Source organism: Escherichia sp. MOD1-EC5433 (assembly GCF_002966005.1).
GTDB classification, from domain to species: domain Bacteria; phylum Pseudomonadota; class Gammaproteobacteria; order Enterobacterales; family Enterobacteriaceae; genus Escherichia; species Escherichia ruysiae.
This window is the reverse complement of the sequence record NZ_PTRL01000002.1, coordinates 451,700-476,473: the sequence shown is the minus strand read 5'-3', so window position 1 is coordinate 476,473 and position 24,774 is coordinate 451,700. Positions and strand designations below refer to the sequence as shown.

General features: G+C 51.9%; 20 protein-coding genes and 1 tRNA gene. 14 read left to right on the top strand and 7 right to left on the bottom strand.

Annotation, left to right across the window (positions count from 1 at the left end; translation table 11 throughout):
- Positions 1-71: 71 nt before the first annotated feature.
- From cydD to C3D30_RS06785, 5 genes are all read left to right on the top strand, one after another.
- Positions 72-1,838: a heme ABC transporter permease/ATP-binding protein CydD gene (cydD, locus tag C3D30_RS06805; protein WP_016231648.1), complete on the top strand. Its 1,767-nt coding sequence runs from the start codon at positions 72-74 to the stop codon at positions 1,836-1,838.
- Positions 1,839-3,560, top strand: a complete 1,722-nt coding sequence (gene cydC / locus C3D30_RS06800) for a heme ABC transporter ATP-binding protein/permease CydC (RefSeq protein ID WP_105286643.1) — start codon at positions 1,839-1,841, stop codon at positions 3,558-3,560.
- A 44-nt stretch (positions 3,561-3,604) separates the two neighbouring features.
- Positions 3,605-4,309, top strand: a complete 705-nt coding sequence (gene aat / locus C3D30_RS06795) for a leucyl/phenylalanyl-tRNA--protein transferase (protein ID WP_001241693.1) — start codon at positions 3,605-3,607, stop codon at positions 4,307-4,309.
- Between the two features lie 284 nt (positions 4,310-4,593).
- Complete coding sequence (infA, locus tag C3D30_RS06790) at positions 4,594-4,812, top strand: translation initiation factor IF-1 (RefSeq protein ID WP_001040187.1); 219 nt, start codon at positions 4,594-4,596, stop codon at positions 4,810-4,812.
- 253 nt (positions 4,813-5,065) lie between these two features.
- A tRNA-Ser gene (locus C3D30_RS06785) sits at positions 5,066-5,153 on the top strand.
- A 354-nt stretch (positions 5,154-5,507) separates the two neighbouring features.
- On the opposite strand, the gene clpA is transcribed toward C3D30_RS06785, so the two are convergent.
- The 3 genes from clpA to C3D30_RS20565 all read right to left on the bottom strand — a co-directional run bounded on the left by clpA (position 5,508) and on the right by C3D30_RS20565 (position 8,308).
- Positions 5,508-7,784, bottom strand: a complete 2,277-nt coding sequence (clpA, locus tag C3D30_RS06780) for an ATP-dependent Clp protease ATP-binding subunit ClpA (RefSeq protein WP_000934072.1) — start codon at positions 7,782-7,784, stop codon at positions 5,508-5,510.
- Positions 7,785-7,814: 30 nt separating this feature from the next.
- Positions 7,815-8,135, bottom strand: a complete 321-nt coding sequence (gene clpS / locus C3D30_RS06775) for an ATP-dependent Clp protease adapter ClpS (protein WP_000520781.1) — start codon at positions 8,133-8,135, stop codon at positions 7,815-7,817.
- Positions 8,136-8,233: 98 nt separating this feature from the next.
- The gene (locus C3D30_RS20565) at positions 8,234-8,308 is read right to left on the bottom strand and encodes a hypothetical protein (protein WP_212741843.1); all 75 of its coding nucleotides are present in this window, start codon (positions 8,306-8,308) and stop codon (positions 8,234-8,236) included.
- A 149-nt stretch (positions 8,309-8,457) separates the two neighbouring features.
- Between C3D30_RS20565 and cspD the strand changes: the two genes are divergently transcribed.
- Positions 8,458-8,682, top strand: a complete 225-nt coding sequence (cspD, locus tag C3D30_RS06770) for a cold shock-like protein CspD (protein WP_000410785.1) — start codon at positions 8,458-8,460, stop codon at positions 8,680-8,682.
- Between the two features lie 72 nt (positions 8,683-8,754).
- Here the strand turns inward: cspD and macB are convergent, their stop codons facing one another.
- Both macB and macA read right to left on the bottom strand, forming a co-directional pair.
- Positions 8,755-10,701, bottom strand: coding sequence for a macrolide ABC transporter ATP-binding protein/permease MacB (macB, locus tag C3D30_RS06765; RefSeq protein WP_021550525.1), 1,947 nt, complete (start codon positions 10,699-10,701; stop codon positions 8,755-8,757).
- Positions 10,698-11,813, bottom strand: coding sequence for a macrolide transporter subunit MacA (gene macA, locus C3D30_RS06760; RefSeq protein WP_000797455.1), 1,116 nt, complete (start codon positions 11,811-11,813; stop codon positions 10,698-10,700). The genes macB and macA overlap by 4 nt, the downstream gene beginning before the upstream one ends.
- Positions 11,814-11,963: 150 nt before the next feature.
- Between macA and C3D30_RS06755 the strand changes: the two genes are divergently transcribed.
- Positions 11,964-12,920 carry a VirK/YbjX family protein gene (locus C3D30_RS06755; RefSeq protein WP_133174890.1) on the top strand — a complete coding sequence of 319 codons (957 nt, stop codon included), beginning with the start codon at positions 11,964-11,966 and terminating at the stop codon, positions 12,918-12,920.
- On the opposite strand, the gene C3D30_RS06750 is transcribed toward C3D30_RS06755, so the two are convergent.
- Positions 12,917-14,575, bottom strand: coding sequence for an ATP-dependent endonuclease (locus tag C3D30_RS06750; protein ID WP_105286642.1), 1,659 nt, complete (start codon positions 14,573-14,575; stop codon positions 12,917-12,919). The genes C3D30_RS06755 and C3D30_RS06750 overlap by 4 nt on opposite strands.
- A 423-nt stretch (positions 14,576-14,998) precedes the next feature.
- On the opposite strand from C3D30_RS06750, the gene aqpZ reads away from it, so the two are divergent.
- The 4 genes from aqpZ (at position 14,999) to hcr (ending at position 19,853) form a co-directional block, all read left to right on the top strand.
- Positions 14,999-15,694: an aquaporin Z gene (aqpZ, locus tag C3D30_RS06745; RefSeq protein WP_105286641.1), complete on the top strand. Its 696-nt coding sequence runs from the start codon at positions 14,999-15,001 to the stop codon at positions 15,692-15,694.
- Between the two features lie 483 nt (positions 15,695-16,177).
- Entirely contained in the window at positions 16,178-17,077 is a 900-nt protein-coding gene (gene lysO, locus C3D30_RS06735) for an L-lysine exporter LysO (RefSeq protein WP_105286640.1), read from the top strand.
- Positions 17,078-17,220: 143 nt separating this feature from the next.
- Positions 17,221-18,873 (top strand): hydroxylamine reductase, encoded by a 1,653-nt coding sequence (gene hcp, locus C3D30_RS06730; protein WP_000458802.1) that lies wholly within the window; start codon positions 17,221-17,223, stop codon positions 18,871-18,873.
- An 11-nt stretch (positions 18,874-18,884) separates the two neighbouring features.
- Entirely contained in the window at positions 18,885-19,853 is a 969-nt protein-coding gene (gene hcr / locus C3D30_RS06725; RefSeq protein ID WP_000178638.1) for an NADH oxidoreductase, read from the top strand.
- Between the two features lie 42 nt (positions 19,854-19,895).
- Here the strand turns inward: hcr and C3D30_RS06720 are convergent, their stop codons facing one another.
- A complete protein-coding gene (locus C3D30_RS06720) occupies positions 19,896-20,330 on the bottom strand; it encodes a DoxX family protein (RefSeq protein WP_000258530.1) in 435 nt (144 codons plus the stop codon).
- Positions 20,331-20,481: 151 nt separating this feature from the next.
- Between C3D30_RS06720 and poxB the strand changes: the two genes are divergently transcribed.
- From poxB to C3D30_RS06705, 3 genes are read left to right on the top strand one after another with little or no spacing between them, the layout of a single operon-like run.
- Complete coding sequence (gene poxB, locus C3D30_RS06715; protein WP_105286639.1) at positions 20,482-22,200, top strand: ubiquinone-dependent pyruvate dehydrogenase; 1,719 nt, start codon at positions 20,482-20,484, stop codon at positions 22,198-22,200.
- A 37-nt stretch (positions 22,201-22,237) separates the two neighbouring features.
- The gene (gene ltaE, locus C3D30_RS06710; protein ID WP_105286638.1) at positions 22,238-23,239 is read left to right on the top strand and encodes a low-specificity L-threonine aldolase; all 1,002 of its coding nucleotides are present in this window, start codon (positions 22,238-22,240) and stop codon (positions 23,237-23,239) included.
- A 10-nt stretch (positions 23,240-23,249) separates the two neighbouring features.
- Positions 23,250-24,680 carry an SDR family oxidoreductase gene (locus C3D30_RS06705; RefSeq protein ID WP_105286637.1) on the top strand — a complete coding sequence of 477 codons (1,431 nt, stop codon included), beginning with the start codon at positions 23,250-23,252 and terminating at the stop codon, positions 24,678-24,680.
- Positions 24,681-24,774 lie beyond the last annotated feature (94 nt).

The window sequence follows — 24,774 nt, the reverse complement described above, 5'->3', positions numbered from 1 at the left end:
TCGCCTTTATTATTCCTCCGTTGTAACATTGCCCTGCAAAAAATTCTGATAACTCACCTGCTAAGCGTGCAATGAATAAATCCCGTCAAAAAGAGTTAACCCGCTGGTTAAAACAGCAAAGCGTCATCTCCCAACGTTGGCTGAATATTTCTCGTCTGTTGGGCTTTGTGAGTGGCATATTGATAATTGCCCAGGCCTGGTTCATGGCGCGTATTCTGCAGCACATGATTATGGAGAACATCCCCCGCGAAGCCCTGCTTCTTCCCTTTACTTTACTGGTACTGACCTTTGTGTTGCGCGCATGGGTGGTCTGGTTGCGCGAACGGGTGGGGTATCACGCCGGACAGCATATCCGTTTTGCCATCCGCCGCCAGGTTCTCGACCGTTTGCAGCAAGCAGGACCGGCGTGGATTCAGGGCAAACCGGCGGGGAGTTGGGCGACGCTGGTACTTGAGCAAATTGACGATATGCATGATTACTATGCTCGCTACCTGCCACAAATGGCGCTGGCGGTGTCAGTGCCGCTGCTGATTGTGGTAGCAATATTCCCTTCTAACTGGGCTGCGGCGCTTATTCTGCTGGGCACTGCGCCGTTAATCCCGTTGTTTATGGCGTTAGTTGGAATGGGCGCCGCCGATGCTAACCGACGTAACTTTCTCGCACTTGCTCGCTTAAGTGGGCATTTCCTCGATCGCCTGCGCGGCATGGAAACGCTGCGTATTTTTGGTCGTGGTGAAGCTGAAATTGAAAGCATTCGTTCTGCTTCTGAAGATTTCCGTCAACGGACAATGGAAGTGTTGCGACTGGCATTTTTATCCTCCGGCATTCTGGAATTCTTTACCTCGCTGTCGATTGCCCTTGTGGCGGTGTACTTTGGTTTTTCCTATCTCGGCGAGCTGGATTTTGGTCACTATGATACTGGCGTGACGCTGGCTGCGGGTTTTCTGGCACTGATCCTTGCGCCGGAGTTTTTCCAGCCATTGCGCGATCTCGGTACGTTTTATCATGCTAAAGCCCAGGCTGTTGGCGCGGCTGACAGTCTGAAAACGTTTATGGAAACCCCGCTCGCCCATCCGCAGCGCGGTGAGACGGAATTAGCATCAACCGATCCGGTGACCATTGAGGCCGAGGATCTGTTTATCACATCGCCGGAAGGTAAAACGCTGGCCGGACCGCTGAACTTTACTTTGCCAGCAGGCCAACGAGCTGTATTGGTTGGCCGTAGCGGTTCAGGTAAAAGCTCACTGTTGAATGCACTTTCCGGTTTCCTCTCATATCAGGGATCGCTACGGGTCAACGGTATCGAATTGCGCGATTTATCACCGGAATCATGGCGCAAACATCTCTCCTGGGTTGGGCAGAATCCACAACTACCAGCAGCAACACTACGGGACAATGTGCTACTGGCGCGACCTGATGCCAGCGAACAAGAGTTACAAACAGCACTGGATAACGCATGGGTCAGTGAGTTTCTACCGCTCCTGCCACAAGGAGTTGATACGCCTGTTGGCGACCAGGCTGCCCGCCTTTCCGTAGGTCAGGCGCAGCGCGTGGCGGTGGCGCGTGCATTACTGCATCCCTGTTCGCTATTACTGTTGGATGAACCCGCTGCCAGCCTGGATGCACACAGCGAACAGCGCGTGATGGAGGCGCTGAATGCCGCCTCGCTACGCCAGACTACGTTAATGGTCACCCACCAGTTAGAAGATCTTGCTGACTGGGATGTCATTTGGGTAATGCAGGATGGTCAGATTGTCGAGCAAGGACGTTACGCGGAATTAAGCGTGGCTAACGGTCCTTTCGCTACATTGCTGGCCCATCGTCAGGAGGAGATTTAAATGCGCGCTTTGCTACCCTATCTGGCTCTGTATAAACGTCATAAATGGATGTTAAGCCTTGGTATTGTGCTGGCGATTATTACTCTGCTCGCCAGTATCGGTCTGTTGACACTTTCCGGCTGGTTCCTCTCCGCCTCTGCGGTTGCGGGCGTTGCAGGACTGTACAGCTTCAACTATATGCTCCCCGCCGCAGGGGTGCGTGGCGCAGCAATCACCCGTACCGCAGGGCGTTATTTTGAACGTCTGGTGAGTCATGACGCGACTTTCCGCGTATTGCAGCATCTGCGCATTTACACATTCAGTAAACTTTTGCCGCTCTCCCCTGCCGGGCTTGCGCGCTATCGTCAGGGCGAATTGCTCAACCGCGTCGTGGCGGATGTTGATACGCTCGATCATCTTTATTTGCGCGTTATCTCACCGCTGGTGGGCGCTTTTGTGGTGATTATGGTGGTGACAATCGGGTTAAGTTTCCTTGATTTCACCCTCGCCTTCACGCTGGGCGGCATTATGTTGCTGACGTTGTTCCTGATGCCTCCGCTATTTTATCGTGCTGGTAAAAGCACAGGGCATAATCTGACTCATCTTCGCGGGCAGTATCGCCAGCAACTGACCGCCTGGCTGCAAGGGCAAGCTGAACTGACCATTTTTGGTGCCAGCGATCGTTATCGCACGCAGTTAGAGAATACTGAAATACAGTGGTTGGAAGCGCAACGCCGTCAATCTGAACTGACCGCTTTATCGCAAGCGATAATGCTGCTAATTGGCGCGTTAGCGGTGATCCTGATGCTGTGGATGGCGTCTGGCGGCGTTGGCGGCAATGCTCAACCGGGCGCGTTAATTGCCTTGTTTGTCTTCTGTGCGTTAGCTGCGTTTGAGGCTCTGGCGCCGGTGACAGGTGCATTTCAGCATCTGGGGCAAGTCATTGCCTCTGCAGTACGGATTACTGACTTAACGGATCAAAAACCAGAAGTCACCTTCCCTGATACCCAAACTCATGCTGCCGATCAGGTTTCCCTGACGTTACGTGATGTTCAGTTCACTTATCCTGAGCAATCACAGCAAGCTCTTAAAGAGATTTCCCTTCAGGCAAACGCCGGAGAACATATTGCGATTCTCGGTCGAACGGGATGCGGCAAGTCGACACTATTACAACTGCTGACCCGCGCATGGGATCCGCAACAGGGCGAGATTTTGCTTAACGGTAGCCCTATAGCCAGCCTGAATGAAACGGCTCTGCGTAAGGCCATCAGCGTTGTGCCACAGCGTGTACATCTGTTTAGCGCAACGCTGCGAGATAATCTGTTACTTGCAGCACCAGGCAGCTGTGATGAGGCTCTGGCGGAGATCTTGCGCCGCGTCGGTCTGGAGAAGCTGCTTGAAGACGCAGGACTCAACAGTTGGCTGGGTGAAGGTGGACGCCAACTCTCCGGTGGCGAACTGCGCCGTCTGGCTATCGCCCGTGCGCTATTACACGATGCGCCGCTGGTATTGCTGGACGAACCAACCGAAGGCTTAGATGCCACAACTGAAAGCCAGATCCTTGAATTGCTTGCAGAAATGATGCACGAGAAAACGGTATTAATGGTTACACATCGACTTCGCGGACTCTCTCGTTTCCAACAAATAATTGTGATGGACAACGGACAAATTATTGAGCAAGGTACTCATGCAGAACTGCTTGCCAGACAGGGGCGTTATTACCAGTTTAAGCAGGGTTTGTAAGCTATTATTGAACGATCCGACTTGCGTAGTGGAGTTTTGCGGTCATGCGCCTGGTTCAGCTTTCTCGCCATTCAATAGCCTTCCCTTCCCCGGAAGGCGCATTACGTGAGCCTAACGGCTTGCTGGCGCTGGGGGGCGATCTAAGCCCTGCGCGTCTGTTGATGGCTTATCAACGCGGTATTTTTCCGTGGTTTTCTCCTGGCGACCCTATTCTGTGGTGGTCGCCCGACCCTCGCGCGGTATTATGGCCAGAATCACTGCATATTAGTCGCAGTATGAAACGTTTTCATAGACGCTCGCCCTATCGTGTCACGATGAATTACGCATTTGGTCAGGTTATTGAAGGTTGTGCCAGCGATCGCGATGAAGGAACCTGGATCACGCGCGACGTGGTTGAAGCTTACTACCGCCTGCACGAGCTGGGTCATGCCCACTCTATTGAAGTCTGGCGTGAAGACGAGCTTGTCGGCGGCATATATGGCGTGGCGCAGGGAACGTTATTTTGTGGTGAGTCGATGTTCAGCCGCATGGAAAATGCGTCCAAAACGGCGCTCCTGGTATTCTGCGAAGAATTTATCCATCACGGCGGCAAATTAATCGACTGTCAGGTGCTTAATGATCACACAGCTTCGCTTGGCGCCTGCGAAATTCCCCGCAGGGATTACCTCAATTATCTTAATCAAATGCGCCCGGAACGATTGCCAAATAACTTCTGGGTGCCACGGCAATTGTTTTCGCCTCAGAAATGAATGTTTTCGGCACATTTCTCTCCAGAGTGTTATAATTGCGGTCGCAGAGTTGGTTACGCTCATTACTCCGCTGCCGATAAGGAATTTTTCGCGTCAGGTAACGCCCATCGTTTATCTCACCGCTCCCTTATACGTTGCGCTTTTGGTGCGGCTTAGCCGTGTGTTTTCGGAGTTATGTGCCAAACCTGTTTGTTGCGATTTAGCGCGCAAATCTTTACTTATTTACAGAACTTCGGCATTATCTTGCCGGTTCAAATTACGGTAGTGATACCCCAGAGGATTAGATGGCCAAAGAAGACAATATTGAAATGCAAGGCACCGTTCTTGAAACGTTGCCTAACACCATGTTCCGCGTAGAGTTAGAAAACGGTCACGTGGTTACTGCACACATCTCCGGTAAAATGCGCAAAAACTACATCCGCATCCTGACGGGCGACAAAGTGACTGTTGAACTGACCCCGTACGACCTGAGCAAAGGCCGCATTGTCTTCCGTAGTCGCTGATTGTTTTACCGCCTGATGGGCGAAGAGAAAGAACGAGTAAAAGGTCGGTTTAACCGGCCTTTTTATTTTGTGATATGTATGAAATACTTTGGAAGTATAAATCCATAACTTGTCTCGATGTAGATATACTGCACAACTTGTTTACAGTATGAGCAAACAATAATTATCATTAAAATTCTTCTTGACCGTTTTACTCCAACTCCCTATAGTAGCGCCCCGTTGCCCCCCATGAGGTCAGGCAACAAAACAATTTGGTGAGGTGTCCGAGTGGCTGAAGGAGCACGCCTGGAAAGTGTGTATACGGCAACGTATCGGGGGTTCGAATCCCCCCCTCACCGCCATATTTAAAGAAGAGCTCGTACGAAAGTACGAGCTTTTTTTGTATTTTAGCTGCCTGTACGGCAGTGAACGGTATACGCAGTAATGAATGCAGACATCTTCTTTTCTAAGCTGCCTGTACGGCAGTGAACTCAAATACTACACGTTTAGCCCGTTGTTAATAAAGTAAAACTATCTAATTTCCCTGCTGCTACCCTTTTTTATCCTTACCTTCCAGCAGCATTAATTATCAATAAGTTACAGTAACCATAAAAATTAGGGTTACAACCGCCCTCACCTCACAAAGAAAAAAGTCCGTAACCCCATACAGGATTACGGACTTTATCAACCTACTTAAAAGGCTTTACACCATCAGATTAATGCGCTGCTTCCGCCTTGTGCTTTTGCGCACTCTGGAACCCGTAGGTCAGCTCATTTTTCTCTTTATCCAGTGCAACGGTGACCTGGCCGCCGTCCACCAGCGAGCCAAACAGCAGTTCGTTAGCGAGCGGTTTTTTCAGGTTGTCCTGAATGACGCGTGCCATCGGACGTGCACCCATTGCCCGGTCATAACCTTTCTCAGCCAGCCAGTTACGCGCTTCCTGACTCACTTCCAGAGAAACACCTTTCTGATCCAGTTGAACCTGCAACTCGACAATAAATTTATCCACCACCTGATGGATCACGTCAGTTGACAGATGATCGAACCAGATAATGTTGTCGAGACGGTTACGGAATTCCGGCGTAAAGATCTTCTTGATCTCTTCCATCGCGTCGGTGCTGTTATCCTGGTGGATAAGGCCAATGGATTTACGCTCGGTTTCACGTACCCCGGCGTTGGTGGTCATTACCAGCACCACGTTACGGAAGTCTGCCTTGCGTCCGTTGTTATCGGTCAGCGTGCCGTTGTCCATCACCTGCAACAGAATGTTGAACACGTCCGGATGCGCTTTCTCGATTTCGTCCAGCAGCAGCACCGCGTGCGGATGTTTGATCACCGCATCGGTTAGCAGACCACCCTGATCAAAACCAACGTACCCCGGAGGCGCTCCAATCAGGCGGCTAACCGTATGACGTTCCATATACTCGGACATATCAAAACGCAGAAGCTCAATGCCCAAAGCTTTCGAAAGCTGTACCGTCACCTCGGTTTTCCCGACCCCGGTTGGACCGGCAAACAGGAACGAACCGACAGGTTTATGTTCATGACCTAAGCCTGCACGCGCCATCTTGATGGCTTCGGTAAGTGCTTCAATGGCTTTATCCTGACCGAAGACCAGCATTTTCAGGCGATCGCCGAGATTTCTCAGCGTATCGCGGTCACTCTGAGAAACGCTCTTCTCTGGAATACGTGCAATACGGGCTACCACGGATTCAATATCCGCCACATTGACCGTTTTCTTGCGCTTGCTTACCGGCATCAGGCGTGCACGAGCGCCCGCTTCGTCGATAACGTCAATCGCTTTATCCGGCAGATGACGATCGTTTATGTATTTCACCGCCAGCTCTACCGCCGCACGCACCGCTTTCGCGGTATAACGCACGTCGTGGTGCGCTTCATACTTCGGTTTCAGGCCGTTGATGATTTGAACAGTTTCTTCGATCGACGGTTCAGTAATATCAATTTTCTGGAAGCGACGCGCCAGAGCACGGTCTTTCTCGAAAATGTTGCTGAACTCCTGATACGTCGTCGAACCAATCACGCGAATTTTACCGCTGGAGAGCAACGGCTTGATCAGGTTAGCTGCATCCACCTGACCGCCAGAGGCTGCACCTGCGCCGATGATGGTGTGGATCTCATCAATAAACAGGATGCTGTTTGTATCCTGCTCAAGTTGTTTAAGCAATGCTTTGAAACGTTTTTCAAAGTCGCCGCGATATTTGGTGCCCGCTAACAGAGAACCGATATCGAGGGAGTAAATCGTACAGTCAGCCATCACTTCCGGTACATCGCCCTGAACAATACGCCAGGCAAGACCTTCCGCAATCGCGGTTTTACCGACGCCAGACTCCCCGACCAGCAGCGGGTTGTTTTTACGGCGGCGACAGAGAACCTGAATGGCGCGCTCCAGTTCCTTCTCACGACCAATCAACGGGTCGATTCCTCCCACGCGTGCAAGCTGGTTCAGGTTAGTCGTGAAATTCTCCATACGGTCCTCCCCACCAGCTTGTTCTTCACTGCTCGGCTGGTTTCCGGGTTCAGAAGACTGAGATGGCTCGTCTTTACGCGTGCCATGAGAAATAAAGTTCACCACATCGAGACGGCTGACTTCATGTTTGCGCAACAGATACGCCGCCTGTGACTCCTGTTCGCTAAAGATAGCAACCAGAACATTCGCACCGGTAACCTCACTGCGACCGGAGGACTGAACATGGAAGACCGCACGTTGCAGTACCCGCTGAAAACTCAGCGTCGGCTGCGTGTCGCGCTCCTCTTCACTGGCAGGCAGAACGGGTGTGGTTTGTTCAATAAAGGCTTCCAGTTCCTGACGGAGCGCCACCAGATCCACGGAACATGCTTCCAGCGCCTCCCGAGCAGACGGATTACTGAGCAATGCCAGTAACAAGTGCTCGACGGTCATAAACTCATGACGGTGCTCGCGCGCTCTGGCGAAAGCCATGTTTAAACTGAGTTCCAGTTCTTGATTGAGCATAGGCACCTCCCCCAATTTTTATGCCTGCATTCAGGCTTTTTCCAGCGTACACAGCAATGGATGCTCGTTCTCCCTCGCGTACTTGTTCACCATCGCCACTTTGGTTTCTGCAACCTCGGCGGTAAAGACTCCGCAAATGGCCTTCCCCTGGTAGTGAACAGCGAGCATCAATTGCGTTGCACGTTCTACATCATAAGAAAAGAATTTTTGTAACACGTCAATAACAAACTCCATCGGAGTGTAATCATCATTGACTAATATCACTTTATACATAGATGGCGGTTTTAGCGCGTCACGCACTTTTTCTTCCGCCAGTTGATCAAAGTCCAGCCAGTCGTTCGTTTTACCCATTGTCAGTTATCATCTTCGGTTACGGTTATCGGCAGAACGCTCTGCCGCTGACAAGAGCTTATTTGCCTGACCAATCTACTCCACATAATAGATAAGTATCATCTATCGTTGGCATCAGCGACATCAGTCACATTACTGTCAATAGCGTTAACTGCTTCAAATTTTTGATGCATACCTACCCCCTGGCCTCTGTCAAACGCTTGACGACTCGCCCTATTTCTCTAAATTGTATTTCTAGAGTTGGCGAGGTTTTGAACTGCCCCCTCTCTGACCCCGGTTTATTCCATCTTACTTGTATAAGATTTGCGAAGGATGTCGAAGCATGGAAAAGGGTACTGTTAAGTGGTTCAACAATGCCAAAGGGTTTGGTTTCATCTGCCCTGAAGGCGGCGGCGAAGATATTTTCGCTCATTATTCCACCATCCAGATGGATGGTTACAGAACGCTAAAAGCTGGGCAATCCGTTCAGTTTGATGTCCACCAGGGGCCAAAAGGCAATCATGCCAGTGTTATTGTGCCCGTCGAAGTAGAAGCGGCAGTCGCATAGCTCTTCTGTCTCATTGTGTACATCCTACAGGCAAAATGCCAGCCCGATCGGCTGGCATTTTTATCTCAAATACTACTCTCGCGCCAGAGCATCCACTGGATCCAGCCGTGCCGCATTTCTCGCAGGCAGCCAGCCGAATAAAATCCCGGTAATGGTCGAGCAAAGAAACGCCAGCAGCAGCGCCAACGGAGAAAAGCCAATTTCCCAGCCGGGTAAAAAAAGCTGCAAGGTGAAAGCGATTAACAGCGAAAGAGAGATCCCCAACGCACCGCCCACCAGACAAACCAGCACGGCTTCGATCAGAAACTGTTGCAGTACATCGCTGGCTCGCGCCCCTACAGCCATGCGAATGCCAATTTCCCGCGTTCGCTCGGTCACTGACACCAGCATAATGTTCATTACACCAATGCCTCCGACCACCAGCGAAATCACCGCTACCAGCGTCAGAAACAGTTGTAGAGTACGTGTGGTCTTTTCAACGGTTTTCAAGACGCCGTCCATGTTCCAGGTGAAGAAATCCTTTTTGCCGTGACGCAGCGACAACAAACGCGTCAATTGCTGTTCCGCCTCGGCGCTGTCAAAGCCTTCTTTCACTCTTACGGTAATTGAGTTAAGCCACGACTGTCCCATAACTCGCCCGGACATCGTGCTGTAAGGCAACCACACGCGCAGCACTTTACTACTACCAAACATCGACTGTTTTTCTTCCGCCACGCCGATGACCCTCGCTGGCATATTACCAACCAGAATCACCTCGCCAACCACATCCGCTTTATGCGGGAAAAGCTGACGGCGGGTATTACTGTCGAGAACGACGACCTGCGCGCGACCGTTAAGTTGCTCCTGATTAAAGGTGTTCCCTTCGCTGAAGGTCATGCCATAGACATTGAAATAATCGCCGCTCACGCCGTTGGCACTGGCAGCAACATCAACATTGTTATAACGCAGGCGCAGGTTTTGCGAGACAGCGGGGGTGGCAGAGGCGACCCACGGTTGTTTTTGAATAGCGATTAAATCGTCGTATTTTAGCGCCTGTTGATATTGCGGATCGTCATCGCCAAAATCTTTCCCGGGATAGACATCAATAGTATTCGTACCAATAGAACGAATATCCGCCAGCACCATTTGTTTGGCGGCATCGCCCACTACGACAATAGAAACCACCGACGCAATACCGATAATAATCCCCAGCATGGTCAGTAAGGTACGCATTTTATTCGCTGCCAGCGCCCGCCACGCCATCGTCAGCGCCTCGTTAAAACCGCTGACAAACTGCCGCCAGCCAGACGCCGTTTTGACTACAGGCTCCGTCCCGCCAGCAACATTCTCCTTTTCAATAGCGGGCGGATTGCGCACGATTTCGCCGTCGCGAATTTCGATCACCCGCTCGGCCTGAGCCGCGACCTGCGGATCGTGGGTGACGATAATCACCGTGTGCCCGCGATCGCGCAACTGATGCAGGATCGCCATGACCTCTTCGCCAGAATGGCTGTCCAGTGCGCCTGTCGGTTCATCGGCAAGTATTACCTGACCGCCGTTCATCAATGCCCGCGCGATACTGACGCGCTGTTGCTGACCACCCGAAAGCTGTGCCGGGTAATACTCTGTACGGTCTTCCAGCCCCAGTCGTTGCAGCAATTCCTGGGCACGCAGCAGTCGCTGTTTTCGCTCAACACCGGCATAGACGGCGGGAACTTCAACGTTCTGCTCGGCGGTTAAATGCGAAAGCAAATGGTAACGCTGGAAAATAAAGCCGAAATGCTCGCGGCGCAGTTGCGCCAGCGCATCGGCGTCCAGTGTGGCAACATCCTGACCGGCTACGCGATAGGTGCCGCTGGTGGCCTTATCCAGGCAGCCGAGAATATTCATCAGGGTCGATTTACCGGAACCCGAAGCGCCGACAATCGCCACCATCTCACCGGCATAAATATCAAGGCTGATGCCCTTCAGCACTTCGACCTGCTCATCCCCAGCGGGATAGCTGCGGCGAATATCCTTCAATTCGAGCAAAGGCGTCATTGCGCAGCTCCTGGTTTGGCCTCACCAATCACCACTTCATCGCCCGCTTCCAGCCCTTTGACAATCTCAACATCGGTATCGTTACGTGCGCCAATCGTCACTTCACGCTCGCGTGTTTCACCATTACGCAACAATTTGACCTTATAACGATTATCACCAACCGGATCACCTAACGCTGACAGAGGGATCGTCAGCACGTTTTTCACATCGGTGAGCTGAATATGAACCTGCGCCGTCATATCCAGCCGCAGCAAACCATTGGGGTTTGGCACTTCAAAACGGGCATAGTAGAAAATGGCATCGTTAACCTTTTCCGGCGTCGGTAGCACGTCTTTAATCTGCCCTTCGTAGCGCGTCAGCGGATCGCCAAGCACCGTAAACCAGGCTTTTTGCCCCGGCTTCAGGTGGATAACATCCGCTTCAGAAACCTGCGCTTTTACCAGCATAGTGCTCATATCTGCCAGCGTCAGAATGTTCGGTGCTTGTTGTGCGGCAATCACCGTCTGACCTTGCAGAGTGGTGATTTGCGTGACTTCCCCGGCCATTGGAGCCACGATGCGGGTGTAATCGAGATTAGTTTTAGCTGTGTCGAGAGAGGCCTGATTGCGCTTAATTTGCGCGTCAATAGTGCCGATTTGCGCCTGTTTCACAGCCATCTCCGTCGCGGCGGTGTCGAGATCCTGTTGTGAAACCGCCTGCGTTTGCGCCAGACGTTGTTGACGTGAATACGTCACCCGCGCCAGTTTCAGCTCCGCTTCCGCCTGCTGCCGCTGCGCGCGCAGCTCCATCAGTGTGGCTTCCACTTCCTTGATCTGGTTTTCTGCCTGTTCAGGATCAATAACCCCTAAAAGCTGATCTTTTTTAACTTTATCGCCAATCGCCACCGACAGCGTTTTCAACTGACCGCTGACCTGCGCCCCCACGTCAACCTTACGCAGCGCGTCCAGCTTTCCGGTCGCCAGTACGCTTTGCTGCAAATCACCGGGGCGCACAATCAGTGTCTGATAAGTCGGCACGGGCGCGTTGAGAATTCTCCATAACGCAATCAGCCCGGCGATGACTATCACCAGCGCAATAACGTAACGTTTCTTCACGGTTCTCCGATTTTTCATAAATATTCTGAATACTCCATATGCCAATCCGGGTCATCAACTTCAACGAAATATCAACAAAACCCTAAAATTTACGTTAGTAATCACACTATTGATGTTTGGTTAAGATACGCAATGGTGAAATCGGCGTCATGTATAACCATTGATTTCATGAATATGTCGCAGCTAACTGAACGGTCCTTTACGCCATCTGAATCTCTCAGCAGCCTGTCTCTTTTTCTTAGTCTGGCACGCGGACAGTGTCGACCAGGTAAATTCTGGCACCGACGTAGCTTTCGTCAGAAATTTTTGCTGCGCTCGTTGATTATGCCGCGCTTAAGCGTTGAGTGGATGAACGAACTATCCCACTGGCCTAATCTCAATACGCTGTTAACACGCCAGCCGCGACTGCCTGTTCGTCTGCATCGCCCTTACCTTGCCGCCAATCTTAACCGTAAGCAATTGCTCGAGGCGCTACGTTACCATTATGCATTGCTGCGTGCGTGTATGTCGGCAGAAGAATTCAGCTTATATTTGAATACCCCCGGCCTGCAACTGGCGAAGCTGGAAGGCAAAAACGGCGAGCAGTTCACGCTTGAGCTGACCATGATGATCTCAATGGATAAAGAAGGTGACAGCACAATCCTGTTCCGTAATAGTGAGGGTATTCCTCTGGCGGAGATCACTTTTACCCTGTGTGAATATCAGGGGAAAAGAACGATGTTTATTGGCGGACTGCAAGGTGCAAAATGGGAAATTCCGCATCAGGAAATCCAGAATGCGACGAAAGCCTGTCACGGGCTATTTCCAAAACGCCTCGTGATGGAAGCGGCCTGCCTGTTTGCCCAACGTTTACAGGTAGAGCAGATCATTGCCGTCAGTAATGAAACGCATATTTACCGCAGCCTGCGTTATCGCGATAAAGAAGGCAAGATCCATGCTGATTACAACGCTTTCTGGGAATCGGTTGGCGGCGTATGTGATGCTGAACACCATTACCGCCTTCCGGCACAGATAGCACGAAAAGAGATTGCCGAAATCGCCAGTAAAAAACGAGCTGAATACCGTCGGCGCTATGAGATGCTCGACGCCATTCAGCCACAGATGACAACAATGTTTCGCGGTTAATCTGCCCGACCGCGCGCCAGCCACAGCACGCGTGAAAACATTTTTTTCAGCAGCATCGGCACGGACTCCACCCCACGACGTCCGGCCTCCATTGCCACTTCAATGGCGAGATCGGGTTTGGAAGAGCGATGGATCGCCTTCGAGATAATTTTGCGCAGATTCATCGGCACGTTTTCCGGGATTTGCGCCACACGATGGAACACATCGGAAAACCCCTGGCGATACATAAAATGTTCCATATCCAGCGCCGGTAACGCCGTTAAATGTTCTCGTTCAGCTTCCCGATCGTTATTCAGCAGGCTGCGCACCGTAGCGGCATATTTCTTCCCGGCTTCATCGCCATCGACCAGCACATGCCATTCAATCCCCATTCGCCGGGCAAATTTGACCAGCGGTTTTAGCCCGGACTGGGCAAATTCAATGACCTTAATCCCTTCGGCATCGAAATGATGTCCGCACTGACGCGCCAGTTCGTTAATAACCCAGGTTTCTGTTTCCCCTTCCACCAGCAGCCAGCAACGGGCAAACAGCGATGACGGACGGTTAAAACGAATATGAAAGGAGATGCGTCGGCTGTCTTCGGTACTCAAGCCACTCGGCCCCAGACGCCAGGCGGCAACGCGAGAAGATTCACGCACCAGGCGGCAAACATGTTCTACCGGCGTTAACGAAAGCAGTTCGCCAGAGTTGGTGGTAGCAATACGCTGCAATGGCAGAAGATTCAGCAGATGCCAGGCAACTGAAAGCATAATGGGGTGTAAACGGGTTTCTGGATCTTCTATCAGCAATAATGGACGGGCGTCTTTATCCAGCCGCAATGTCCCTTTTGCCTGCAATAAAGTGGCAAACAGGCCAAGCAAAATAACCCGATACGAACGACCTCCGGGCCGGTCAATCATCCGGTTGATGATATCCAGATAGCGCCAGCTTCGTTGCTCATTGCTGGCTCGCCGCCGCATTAAACGATATCTCGCCTGTCCGGCTCCCTGCTCGGAGAAATAATGCTCAAGCAATTGCACCATTGCCGAAAGTCCCTGCCGAATCTGCCCATCAGAGAGATTTTGTGGATGCGAGGATAACTCACGGGCGAGAAAATCGAGCTGGCGTGCGGTGACTTCCACATTGGGGACATTTGGCACCGTGCCACTACGAATACGGCGCATAAAGCGGGCATCACGCAAGCGCAGCACTGGCATTAAACGCACCAGATGGCGTGCCTGATCGTTAATATCCTCGACATCAATTGGATGTCCGTCTTTATCGAGAAAACTGCGGAGTGTCATTACGCTGCCGTCTTCCGCACTCTCCCCTTCCAGGCGATAAAAAATACGGTGATAACCATCGGCGCACGGCGTCCAGCACGCTTCCAGCGGACGATAGCGGCGCACCCGATGCCGGCCTGGCAGCGATTCACGGAAGGTCAAAATGATATGCAGATGATGTTCCCGCCCATTGATATCTCCCGTCGGAAACCAGAAATCGTCGCGCTCAAAATGGTAGAGATCTGACTCTGGCGATAACAGCAGGGTTAAGGCATCCAGCAAGCTGGATTTACCCCACGCGTTCTCCCCAATCAGGACATTGTTTTGTTCCAGCATCAATGACAATCGGTTAATGCCGCGAAAACCCACAATTTCAACGCGCTCAAGAATCATATCCCCTCCAGAAATATGTTATTTATCTTTTACTCCGGCAGTATAACGAGAAAGGCCGTGGCAATACGTGATGTCATCACAATTAAGCATGGCAAATGTCTGAAAAATGAGCGAATAATTGTGTTATATCCCCTCTTAACGATCCCCCTGAAAAAACAACGAAATCAAATAATTACATTATGAATTATTTTTATTACCTCCAAAGGCTTAATTCAGTTGTTTGCACTACAATGTCAATCAGGCAAATGACTATATGAGGGAACTGACTATTGCCCTAAATCAAAATTACTGGATTTATTTATCTGGCGAATGAGTCGCCTTCGTTTTTAAAATACCCACGCATTATTTCTGTCGTCACTTTTTTACGACGACCCTATAAAACGACCATATTTTTCACAGGGTCAATTTTTAATTGAGGTGGATATGTTCAGAAAATTAGCAGCTGAATGTTTTGGTACTTTCTGGCTTGTATTTGGTGGCTGCGGTAGCGCGGTGCTGGCAGCAGCGTTCCCGGAATTAGGCATTGGTTTTGCTGGTGTCGCGCTGGCTTTTGGTCTGACCGTACTGACCATGGCCTTCGCTGTTGGTCATATTTCTGGTGGTCATTTTAACCCGGCTGTCACTATTGGTTTATGGGCAGGCGGTCGTTTCCCGGCAAAAGAAGTCGTTGGCTATGTGATTGCCCAGGTTGTCGGCGGTATTGTTGCGGCGGCACTGCTGTATTTAATTGCCAGCGGCAAAGCTGGATTTGACGCGGCAGCCAGCGGTTTTGCTTCTAACGGTTATGGCGAGCATTCACCGGGCGGTTATTCCATGCTTTCTGCACTGGTGGTTGAACTGGTACTGAGTGCGGGTTTCCTGCTGGTGATCCACGGTGCAACTGACAAATACGCTCCGGCGGGTTTTGCACCCATTGCCATTGGTCTGGCATTAACGCTGATTCACTTAATCAGTATTCCGGTAACTAACACTTCCGTTAACCCGGCGCGCAGTACTGCGGTTGCCATCTTCCAGGGCGGTTGGGCACTAGAACAACTGTGGTTCTTCTGGGTGGTGCCAATTGTCGGCGGTATTATCGGTGGTCTGATTTACCGTACTCTGCTGGAAAAACGTAATTAATTAACGCAGAAGGCCTGGCGCAATGTCAGGCCTTTTTTAAATATATTGATTCATCTTCCTGTTGCGCTCCTTGATGTGTTAAGCCACATATAGTCACTGGCGCAGGGAGCGCGCAGGGGGCGGCCAATCGCCGCCGCCCCCTGCACCCCCGGGCTCTGGCGAACAAAATCGCCGCTGCGCGGTGCCCTCGACTTATCCCTTGCGGCTACCGGGTCGGGCGCGAGGTAACATCCCTGTAAAACGCGCCCTCAGCCCACATCCATGTGGGCTGCCCCGGCCTTCAGGGAACGCCTCGGCGATTTTGACGCCACCAACACCGGTGCGGTTTGTAATTAAAGCGCAAGAATATCTTTAAATGAAAATGAATACCCTACCGATCCTTATGCATAACATTTCCTTTTAATTGCAACTTTACTCATCCTTCTGCTTTCAGTAGTGTGTCATCGCGCATTTCGACTTCTTCTTTGCAAGGACTGAGTTTTCATGTTTTCTGGGCTGTTAATCATTCTGGTTCCCCTGATTTTGGGTTACCTCATTCCACTTCGCCAAAAAGCTGCGTTAAAACGCATTAATCAGCTATTAAGCTGGATGGTCTATCTCATTCTCTTTTTTATGGGTATCAGTCTGGCGTTCCTTGATAATCTCGCCAGTAATTTGCTGGCGATACTGCATTATTCCGCCGTCAGCATTACCATTATTTTACTCTGCAATATTATTGCGTTGTTGTGGCTGGAGCGCGGTCTGCCGTGGCGTAATCACCACCAGCAAGAAAAACTTCCGTCACGTATTGCGATGGCGCTGGAGTCGCTAAAACTGTGCGGCGTAGTCGTAATTGGTTTTGCCATTGGCCTTAGCGGATTAGGTTTCTTACAACATGCTACTGAAGCCAGCGAATACACATTAATTCTGTTACTTTTCCTCGTCGGTATTCAGCTACGCAATAATGGCATGACCTTAAAGCAGATTGTCCTTAATCGCCGGGGAATGATTGTCGCTGTGGTGGTGGTTGCCAGTTCTTTAATTGGTGGCTTAATTAATGCCTTTATTCTTGATCTCCCCATCAATACCGCGCTGGCAATGGCCTCCGGTTTCGGCTGGTATTCTCTTTCCGGTATTTTGTTGACTGAATCTTTTGGCCCGGTAATCGGGAGCGCGGCGTTTTTTAATGATCTGGCACGTGAGCTGATCGCCATTATGTTAATCCCCGGCCTTATCCGTCGCAGTCGCTCAACGGCACTGGGTTTGTGCGGTGCCACATCAATGGATTTCACCCTGCCCGTGCTTCAGCGGACAGGCGGGCTGGAGATGGTTCCAGCGGCGATTGTTCACGGTTTTATTCTTAGTCTGTTAGTGCCAATTCTGATCGCCCTTTTCTCTGCGTAATACCTCTCTGGCGGTAGATCCCTGCCGCCAAAATTGCGCTAAATCAATCTCCCTTAAAGTTGCATGAAAAACCCCTTTTATCCCGTCTTGAAGAGTCTTAACCTTAAACATGTATATTAAATATAACTTTAAAAGGTGTGATCATGTTTTGTGTGCAATGTGAACAAACTATCCGTACTCCGGCAGGAAACGGCTGCTCATACGCGCAGGGGATGTGTGGTAAAACGGCGGAAACCTCTGACCTTCAGGATTTACTCATCGCGGCGCTGCAAGGGCTTTCTGCCTGGGCAGTAAAAGCGCGTGAATACGGCATCATCAACCACGACGTTGACAGCTTCGCGCCACGCGCATTTTTCTCAACCCTGACCAACGTTAACTTCGATTCTCCGCGTATTGTCGGCTACGCCCGTGAAGCGATTGCCCTGCGCGAGGCGCTGAAAGCACAATGCCTGGCTGTAGATGCCAACGCCCACGTCGATAACCCGATGGCGGACTTACAACTGGTGAGCGACGATCTCGGCGAACTGCAACGTCAGGCGGCAGAATTTACCCCGAACAAAGATAAAGCGGCGATTGGCGAAAACATTCTCGGCCTGCGTCTGCTTTGCCTGTATGGCCTGAAAGGTGCGGCGGCCTATATGGAACACGCACACGTTCTCGGTCAATATGACAACGATATTTACGCCCAGTACCATAAAATCATGGCATGGCTGGGAACCTGGCCTTCCGATATGAACGCACTTCTCGAATGTTCAATGGAAATCGGCCAGATGAACTTCAAAGTGATGAGCATTCTGGATGCAGGCGAAACCGGTAAATACGGTCACCCGACGCCAACTCAGGTCAACGTGAAAGCGACGGCGGGTAAATGCATCCTGATTTCCGGTCACGATCTCAAAGATCTCTACAACCTGCTGGAACAGACCGAAGGCACGGGCGTTAACGTCTACACCCACGGCGAAATGCTGCCAGCGCATGGCTATCCGGAACTGCGTAAATTCAAACATCTGGTCGGTAACTACGGCAGCGGCTGGCAAAATCAACAAGTTGAGTTCGCTCGCTTCCCTGGCCCCATCGTGATGACCTCTAACTGTATCATCGACCCAACCGTCGGCGCTTATGACGATCGTATCTGGACCCGCAGCATTGTTGGCTGGCCGGGCGTGCGTCATCTGGATGGCGAAGATTTCTCTGCGGTTATCGCCCAGGCGCAACAAATGGCGGGCTTCCCGTACAGCGAAATTCCGCACCTGATCACCGTTGGTTTTGGTCGCCAGACGCTGCTTGGCGCGGCGGATACGCTGATTGATCTGGTGAGCCGCGAAAAACTGCGTCATATCTTCCTGCTTGGCGGCTGTGACGGCGCGCGCGGCGAACGTCACTACTTCACTGATTTCGCCACTAGCGTGCCGGATGACTGCCTGATCCTGACTCTCGCCTGTGGTAAATATCGCTTTAACAAACTGGAGTTTGGCGATATCGAAGGCCTGCCGCGTCTGGTGGATGCCGGTCAGTGTAACGATGCTTATTCAGCGATTATTCTGGCGGTAACGCTGGCAGAAAAACTGGGCTGCGGTGTCAACGATCTGCCGTTGTCGCTGGTGCTCTCCTGGTTTGAACAGAAAGCGATTGTCATTCTGCTGACGCTGCTTTCTCTGGGCGTGAAAAATATCGTCACCGGCCCGACTGCACCCGGCTTCCTGACCCCAGATCTGCTGGCGGTGCTGAACGAGAAATTCGGCCTGCGTTCTATCACCACTGTTGAAGAAGACATGAAGCAACTGTTGAGCGCGTAAGGAGTTTGTCGATGACGATGCCAACGAATCAATGCCCGTGGCGGATGCAGGTTCATCACATTAAGCAAGAAACGCCGGATGTGTGGACGATTTCCCTGATTTGCCACGATTACTACCCATATCGCGCCGGGCAATATGCACTGGTCAGCGTGCGTAACTCAGCGGAAACGCTGCGTGCATACACCATTTCCTCCACGCCAGGCGTGAGTGAATACATCACCCTGACAGTGCGGCGGATTGATGACGGTGTCGGTTCCCAGTGGCTGACCCGCGACGTGAAACGCGGTGACTATATCTGGCTTTCGGACGCAATGGGGGAATTTACCTGCGACGATAAATCTGAAGATAAATTCCTGTTACTGGCGGCAGGCTGCGGCATCACGCCGATTATGTCGATGCGTCGCTGGCTGGCGAAAAATCGTCCGCAGGCAGATGTGCAGGTGATCTACAACGTGCGTACGCCGCAGGACGTTATTTTTGCCGACGAATGGCGCAACTATCCGGTGACGCTGGTGGCGGAAAATAACGTTACCGAAGGCTTTATCGCGGGTCGTCTCACTCGCGAATTGCTGGCAAGCGTTCCTGAACTGGCTTCACGTACCGTGATGACCTGTGGCCCGGCTCCGTATATGGATTGGGTAGAACAGGAAGTGAAGGCGCTTGGCGTGACACGCTTCTTTAAAGAGAAATTCTTTACGCCAGTGGCGGAAGCGGCGACCAGCGGTCTGAAATTCACCAAACTGCAACCGGCGCAAGAATTTTACGCACCGGTTGGCACCACGCTGCTGGAGGCGCTGGAAAGCAACAAAGTTCCGGTTGTCGCCGCCTGCCGTGCGGGTGTTTGCGGCTGCTGTAAGACGAAAGTGGTTTCCGGTGAATATACGGTGAGCAGCACAATGACGCTGACCGACGCCGAAATCGCCGAGGGTTACGTACTGGCGTGTTCATGTCATCCGCAGGGGGATATGGTGCTCGCCTAAAGTTTAATGCCCGGCAAACTTAGCCGGGCATTTTTTAAGGAATTATCGCCAGGCAGAATTACCCGCCACGGCATAACGCCCGGCACCAAGAAAAGCGACTGCCAGAGCTGCAATAAAAAAATATACCAGGCTTTCAATCGCCCAGGCTCCGGTTTTATCCAGCATCCCTGTTTTTCCCATTCCCACCATCAACCACGCCACGACCATTGTCAGGGCGATAACCAATGCGGCAGGTCGCGTCAAAATACCTAATATAATCAATATCGGCGCAACCACTTCCCCAATCAGTACGCCGTAGGCAATAAATCCAGGAAAACCTTTTGCAACCAGCATTCCACTAATACCGTCAATTCCGGCAAATAACTTATGTATCCCGTGGAAAAGCATCAATCCTCCCACCGCCAGGCGTAACAATAATTTGCCAAAATCCTCATGCGTCAGCATCCGGTTCACTGCATTTAACATTGGTGTAACCATCTGAATTAAGTCCTTTTATCGTAAAAATGTCATTCGCATCAGCCTTGGCGATTCCCGGATTAAAAGCAACAGAAATATCAGTATTCAGCCAGCGCAACAGGCAGCATCTACTAAACTTGTTACCGTTATCACATTCAGGAGACGGAGAACCATGAAACAAACGGTTGCAGCTTATATCGCCAAAACGCTCGAATCGGCAGGCGTGAAACGCATCTGGGGAGTCACGGGCGACTCACTTAACGGCCTTAGCGACAGCCTGAATCGCATGGGCACTATCGAGTGGATGCCTACCCGCCATGAAGAAGTCGCGGCCTTTGCCGCTGGCGCTGAAGCCCAGCTTTCGGGAGAACTGGCGGTCTGTGCCGGATCGTGCGGCCCTGGCAATCTTCACTTAATCAACGGCCTGTTCGATTGTCATCGCAATCACGTTCCGGTACTGGCGATTGCCGCTCACATCCCTTCCAGCGAAATCGGCAGCGGTTATTTTCAGGAGACCCACCCGCAAGAGTTATTCCGCGAATGTAGTCACTATTGCGAGCTGGTTTCCAGCCCGGAGCAGATCCCACAAGTGCTGGCGATTGCCATGCGCAAAGCGGTGCTTAACCGTGGCGTTTCCGTTGTCGTTTTACCGGGCGACGTGGCGTTAAAACCTGCGCCAGAAGGGGCAACCACGCACTGGTATCATGCGCCACAGCCGGTAGTCACACCGGAAGAAGAAGAGTTACGCAAACTGGCGCAACTGCTGCGTTACTCCAGCAATATCGCCCTGATGTGTGGCAGCGGCTGTGCGGGGGCGCATAAAGAGTTAGTCGAGTTTGCCGGGAAAATTAAAGCGCCTATTATTCATGCCCTGCGCGGTAAAGAACATGTCGAATACGATAACCCGTATGATGTTGGAATGACGGGATTAATCGGCTTCTCATCGGGTTTTCATACCATGATGAACGCCGACACGTTAGTTCTGCTCGGCACGCAGTTTCCCTACCGCGCGTTCTACCCAACCGATGCCAAAATTATTCAGATTGATATCAACCCAGCGAGCATTGGTGCGCACAGCAAGGTGGATATGGCACTGGTCGGCGATATCAAATCGACTCTGCGTGCATTGCTGCCGCTGGTGGAAGAAAAAACCGATCGCAAGTTCCTCGATAAGGCGCTGGAAAATTACCGCGATGCCCGCAAAGGGCTGGACGATTTAGCTAAACCGAGCGAGAAAGCAATTCATCCGCAATATCTGGCGCAGCAAATTAGCCATTTTGCTGCCGATGACGCCATCTTTACCTGTGACGTCGGCACGCCAACAGTATGGGCAGCGCGTTATCTGAAAATGAACGGCAAGCGTCGCCTGTTAGGTTCGTTTAACCACGGTTCGATGGCTAATGCTATGCCACAGGCGCTGGGTGCTCAGGCGACGGAGCCGGAACGTCAGGTGGTCGCCATGTGCGGCGATGGCGGTTTTAGCATGTTAATGGGCGATTTCCTCTCAGTAGTGCAGATGAAACTGCCGGTGAAAATTATCGTCTTTAACAACAGCGTGCTGGGCTTTGTGGCGATGGAGATGAAAGCCGGAGGCTACCTGACAGACGGCACCGAACTGCACGACACCAACTTTGCCCGCATTGCCGAAGCGTGCGGCATTACGGGTATTCGCGTGGAAAAAGCATCTGAAGTCGATGAAGCCCTGCAACGCGCCTTCTCCATCAATGGCCCGGTGCTGGTGGATGTGGCGGTTGCCAAAGAAGAGTTAGCCATTCCGCCGCAAATCAAACTTGAACAGGCCAAAGGATTTAGCCTGTATATGCTGCGGGCAATCATCAGCGGACGCGGTGATGAAGTGATCGAACTGGCGAAAACAAACTGGCTAAGGTAAAAAGGGTGGCATTTCCCGTCATAAATAAGGACATGCCATGATTGATTTACGCAGTGATACCGTAACCCAACCGAGCCGCGCCATGCTCGAAACGATGATGGCCGCCCCGGTTGGGGACGACGTTTACGGAGACGACCCTACCGTTAATGCTTTGCAGGACTACGCCGCAGAGCTTTCCGGTAAAGAAGCCGCCATCTTTCTGCCGACCGGCACCCAGGCTAACCTGGTCGCTCTGCTCAGTCACTGCGAACGCGGCGAAGAGTATATTGTCGGTCAGGCCGCGCATAACTATCTGTTTGAAGCTGGTGGCGCAGCGGTGCTGGGCAGTATTCAGCCGCAACCCATCGACGCTGCTGCTGACGGCACGCTGCCGCTGGATAAAGTGGCGATGAAAATCAAACCCGACGATATTCACTTCGCCCGCACCAAATTACTCAGTCTGGAAAATACCCACAACGGCAAAGTGCTGCCGCGTGAATATCTGAAAGAAGCATGGGAATTTAGCCGCGAGCGTAATCTGGCATTACACGTTGACGGTGCGCGCATCTTTAACGCCGTAGTGGCTTACGGCTGCGAACTGAAAGAGATCACGCAATATTGTGACTCGTTCACCATTTGTCTGTCGAAGGGTCTTGGTACGCCAGTCGGTTCGTTACTGGTCGGCAATCGTGATTACATTAAACGCGCCATCCGCTGGCGGAAAATGACCGGCGGCGGGATGCGCCAGTCCGGCATTCTGGCTGCCGCCGGGATGTATGCGCTGAAAAATAACGTCGCACGGTTGCAGGAAGACCACGACAACGCCGCCTGGATGGCGGAGCAGTTGCGTGAGGCAGGCGCGGATGTGATGCGTCAGGACACCAATATGCTGTTTGTCCGCGTCGGGGAAGAAAATGCTGCCGCGTTAGGCGAATACATGAAAGCGCGAAACGTACTGATCAACGCCTCGCCGATTGTCCGCCTGGTGACGCATCTTGACGTCTCGCGTGAACAACTGGCTGAAGTTGCCGCCCACTGGCGCGCTTTCCTGACGCGTTAAGGAGAGAGACGTGCCGCAACGCATTTTAGTTCTCGGTGCCAGTGGCTACATTGGTCAGCATCTGGTGCGCACACTCAGCCAGCAGGGGCATCAGGTTCTGGCGGCGGCACGTCACGTCGACAGACTTTCGAAGCTGCAACTGGCTAATGTCAGTTGCCATAAAGTCGATCTTAGCTGGCCGGATAATCTTCCGGCCCTGTTGCAGGATATCGATACCGTCTATTTTCTGGTGCACAGCATGGGCGAAGGCGGCGATTTTATCGCGCAGGAGCGCCAGGTGGCTCTCAACGTCCGCGATGCGCTGCGCGAAGTGCCGGTTAAGCAATTAATTTTTCTCAGTTCACTGCAAGCCCCGCCCCATGAGCAATCGGATCATCTGCGCGCTCGTCAGGCTACGGCGGACATACTGCGTGAAGCGAATGTACCGGTTACCGAATTACGTGCCGGAATTATCGTCGGTGCCGGGTCAGCAGCGTTCGAAGTGATGCGTGATATGGTTTACAACCTGCCAGTGTTAACGCCGCCACGCTGGGTACGTTCACGCACCACGCCCATCGCGCTGGAAAACCTGCTGCACTATCTGGTGGCGCTGTTGGAGCATCCGGCCAGCGAACATCGGGTATTCGAAGCCGCCGGACCAGAGGTGCTCAGCTATCAGCAGCAGTTTGAACATTTTATGGCGGTGAGCGGTAAACATCGCTGGTTGATTCCAGTCCCCTTCCCCACCCGCTGGATTTCGGTGTGGTTTCTCAATGTGATTACCTCCGTTCCCTCTACTACTGCCAAAGCGTTGATTCAGGGGCTGAAACACGATCTGCTGGCGGATGACACCGCGTTACGCGCGCTCATCCCACAACCGCTGATCGCCTTCGATGACGCGGTACGTCGCACCCTGAAAGAAGAAGAAAAACTGGTTAACTCCAGCGACTGGGGATACGACGCTCAGGCTTTTGCCCGCTGGCGACCAGAATACGGTTATTTCGCCAAACAGGCGGGGTTTACCGTTAAAACTTCCGCCAGCCTTCAGGCTTTATGGCAGGTGGTGAATCAAATCGGCGGTAAAGAACGTTATTTCTTTGGCAATATTTTGTGGCAGACCCGGGCGCTAATGGATCGCGCGATAGGTCACAAACTGGCGAAAGGCCGCCCCGCACGGGAATATCTGCAAACGGGCGATGCGGTGGATAGCTGGAAAGTGATTGTCGTCGAGCCGGAAAAACAACTTACCCTGTTATTTGGCATGAAAGCGCCAGGACTTGGGCGACTGTGTTTTACGCTGGAAGATAAAGGCGACTATCGCACTATTGATGTACGCGCCTTCTGGCATCCTCACGGTATGCCAGGGTTGTTTTACTGGCTACTGATGATCCCCGCGCATCTGTTTATTTTTCGCGGCATGGCAAAACGAATCGCCAGACTGGCAGAACAAAGCACAGATTAATCGAAAAAAACCTGCGTTATTCTTTCACGTTTCCCATTGCATCAAGGAGGAAATCACGGAAGAATGCGCTCGTCGTTTTATCAACAACAGTGGA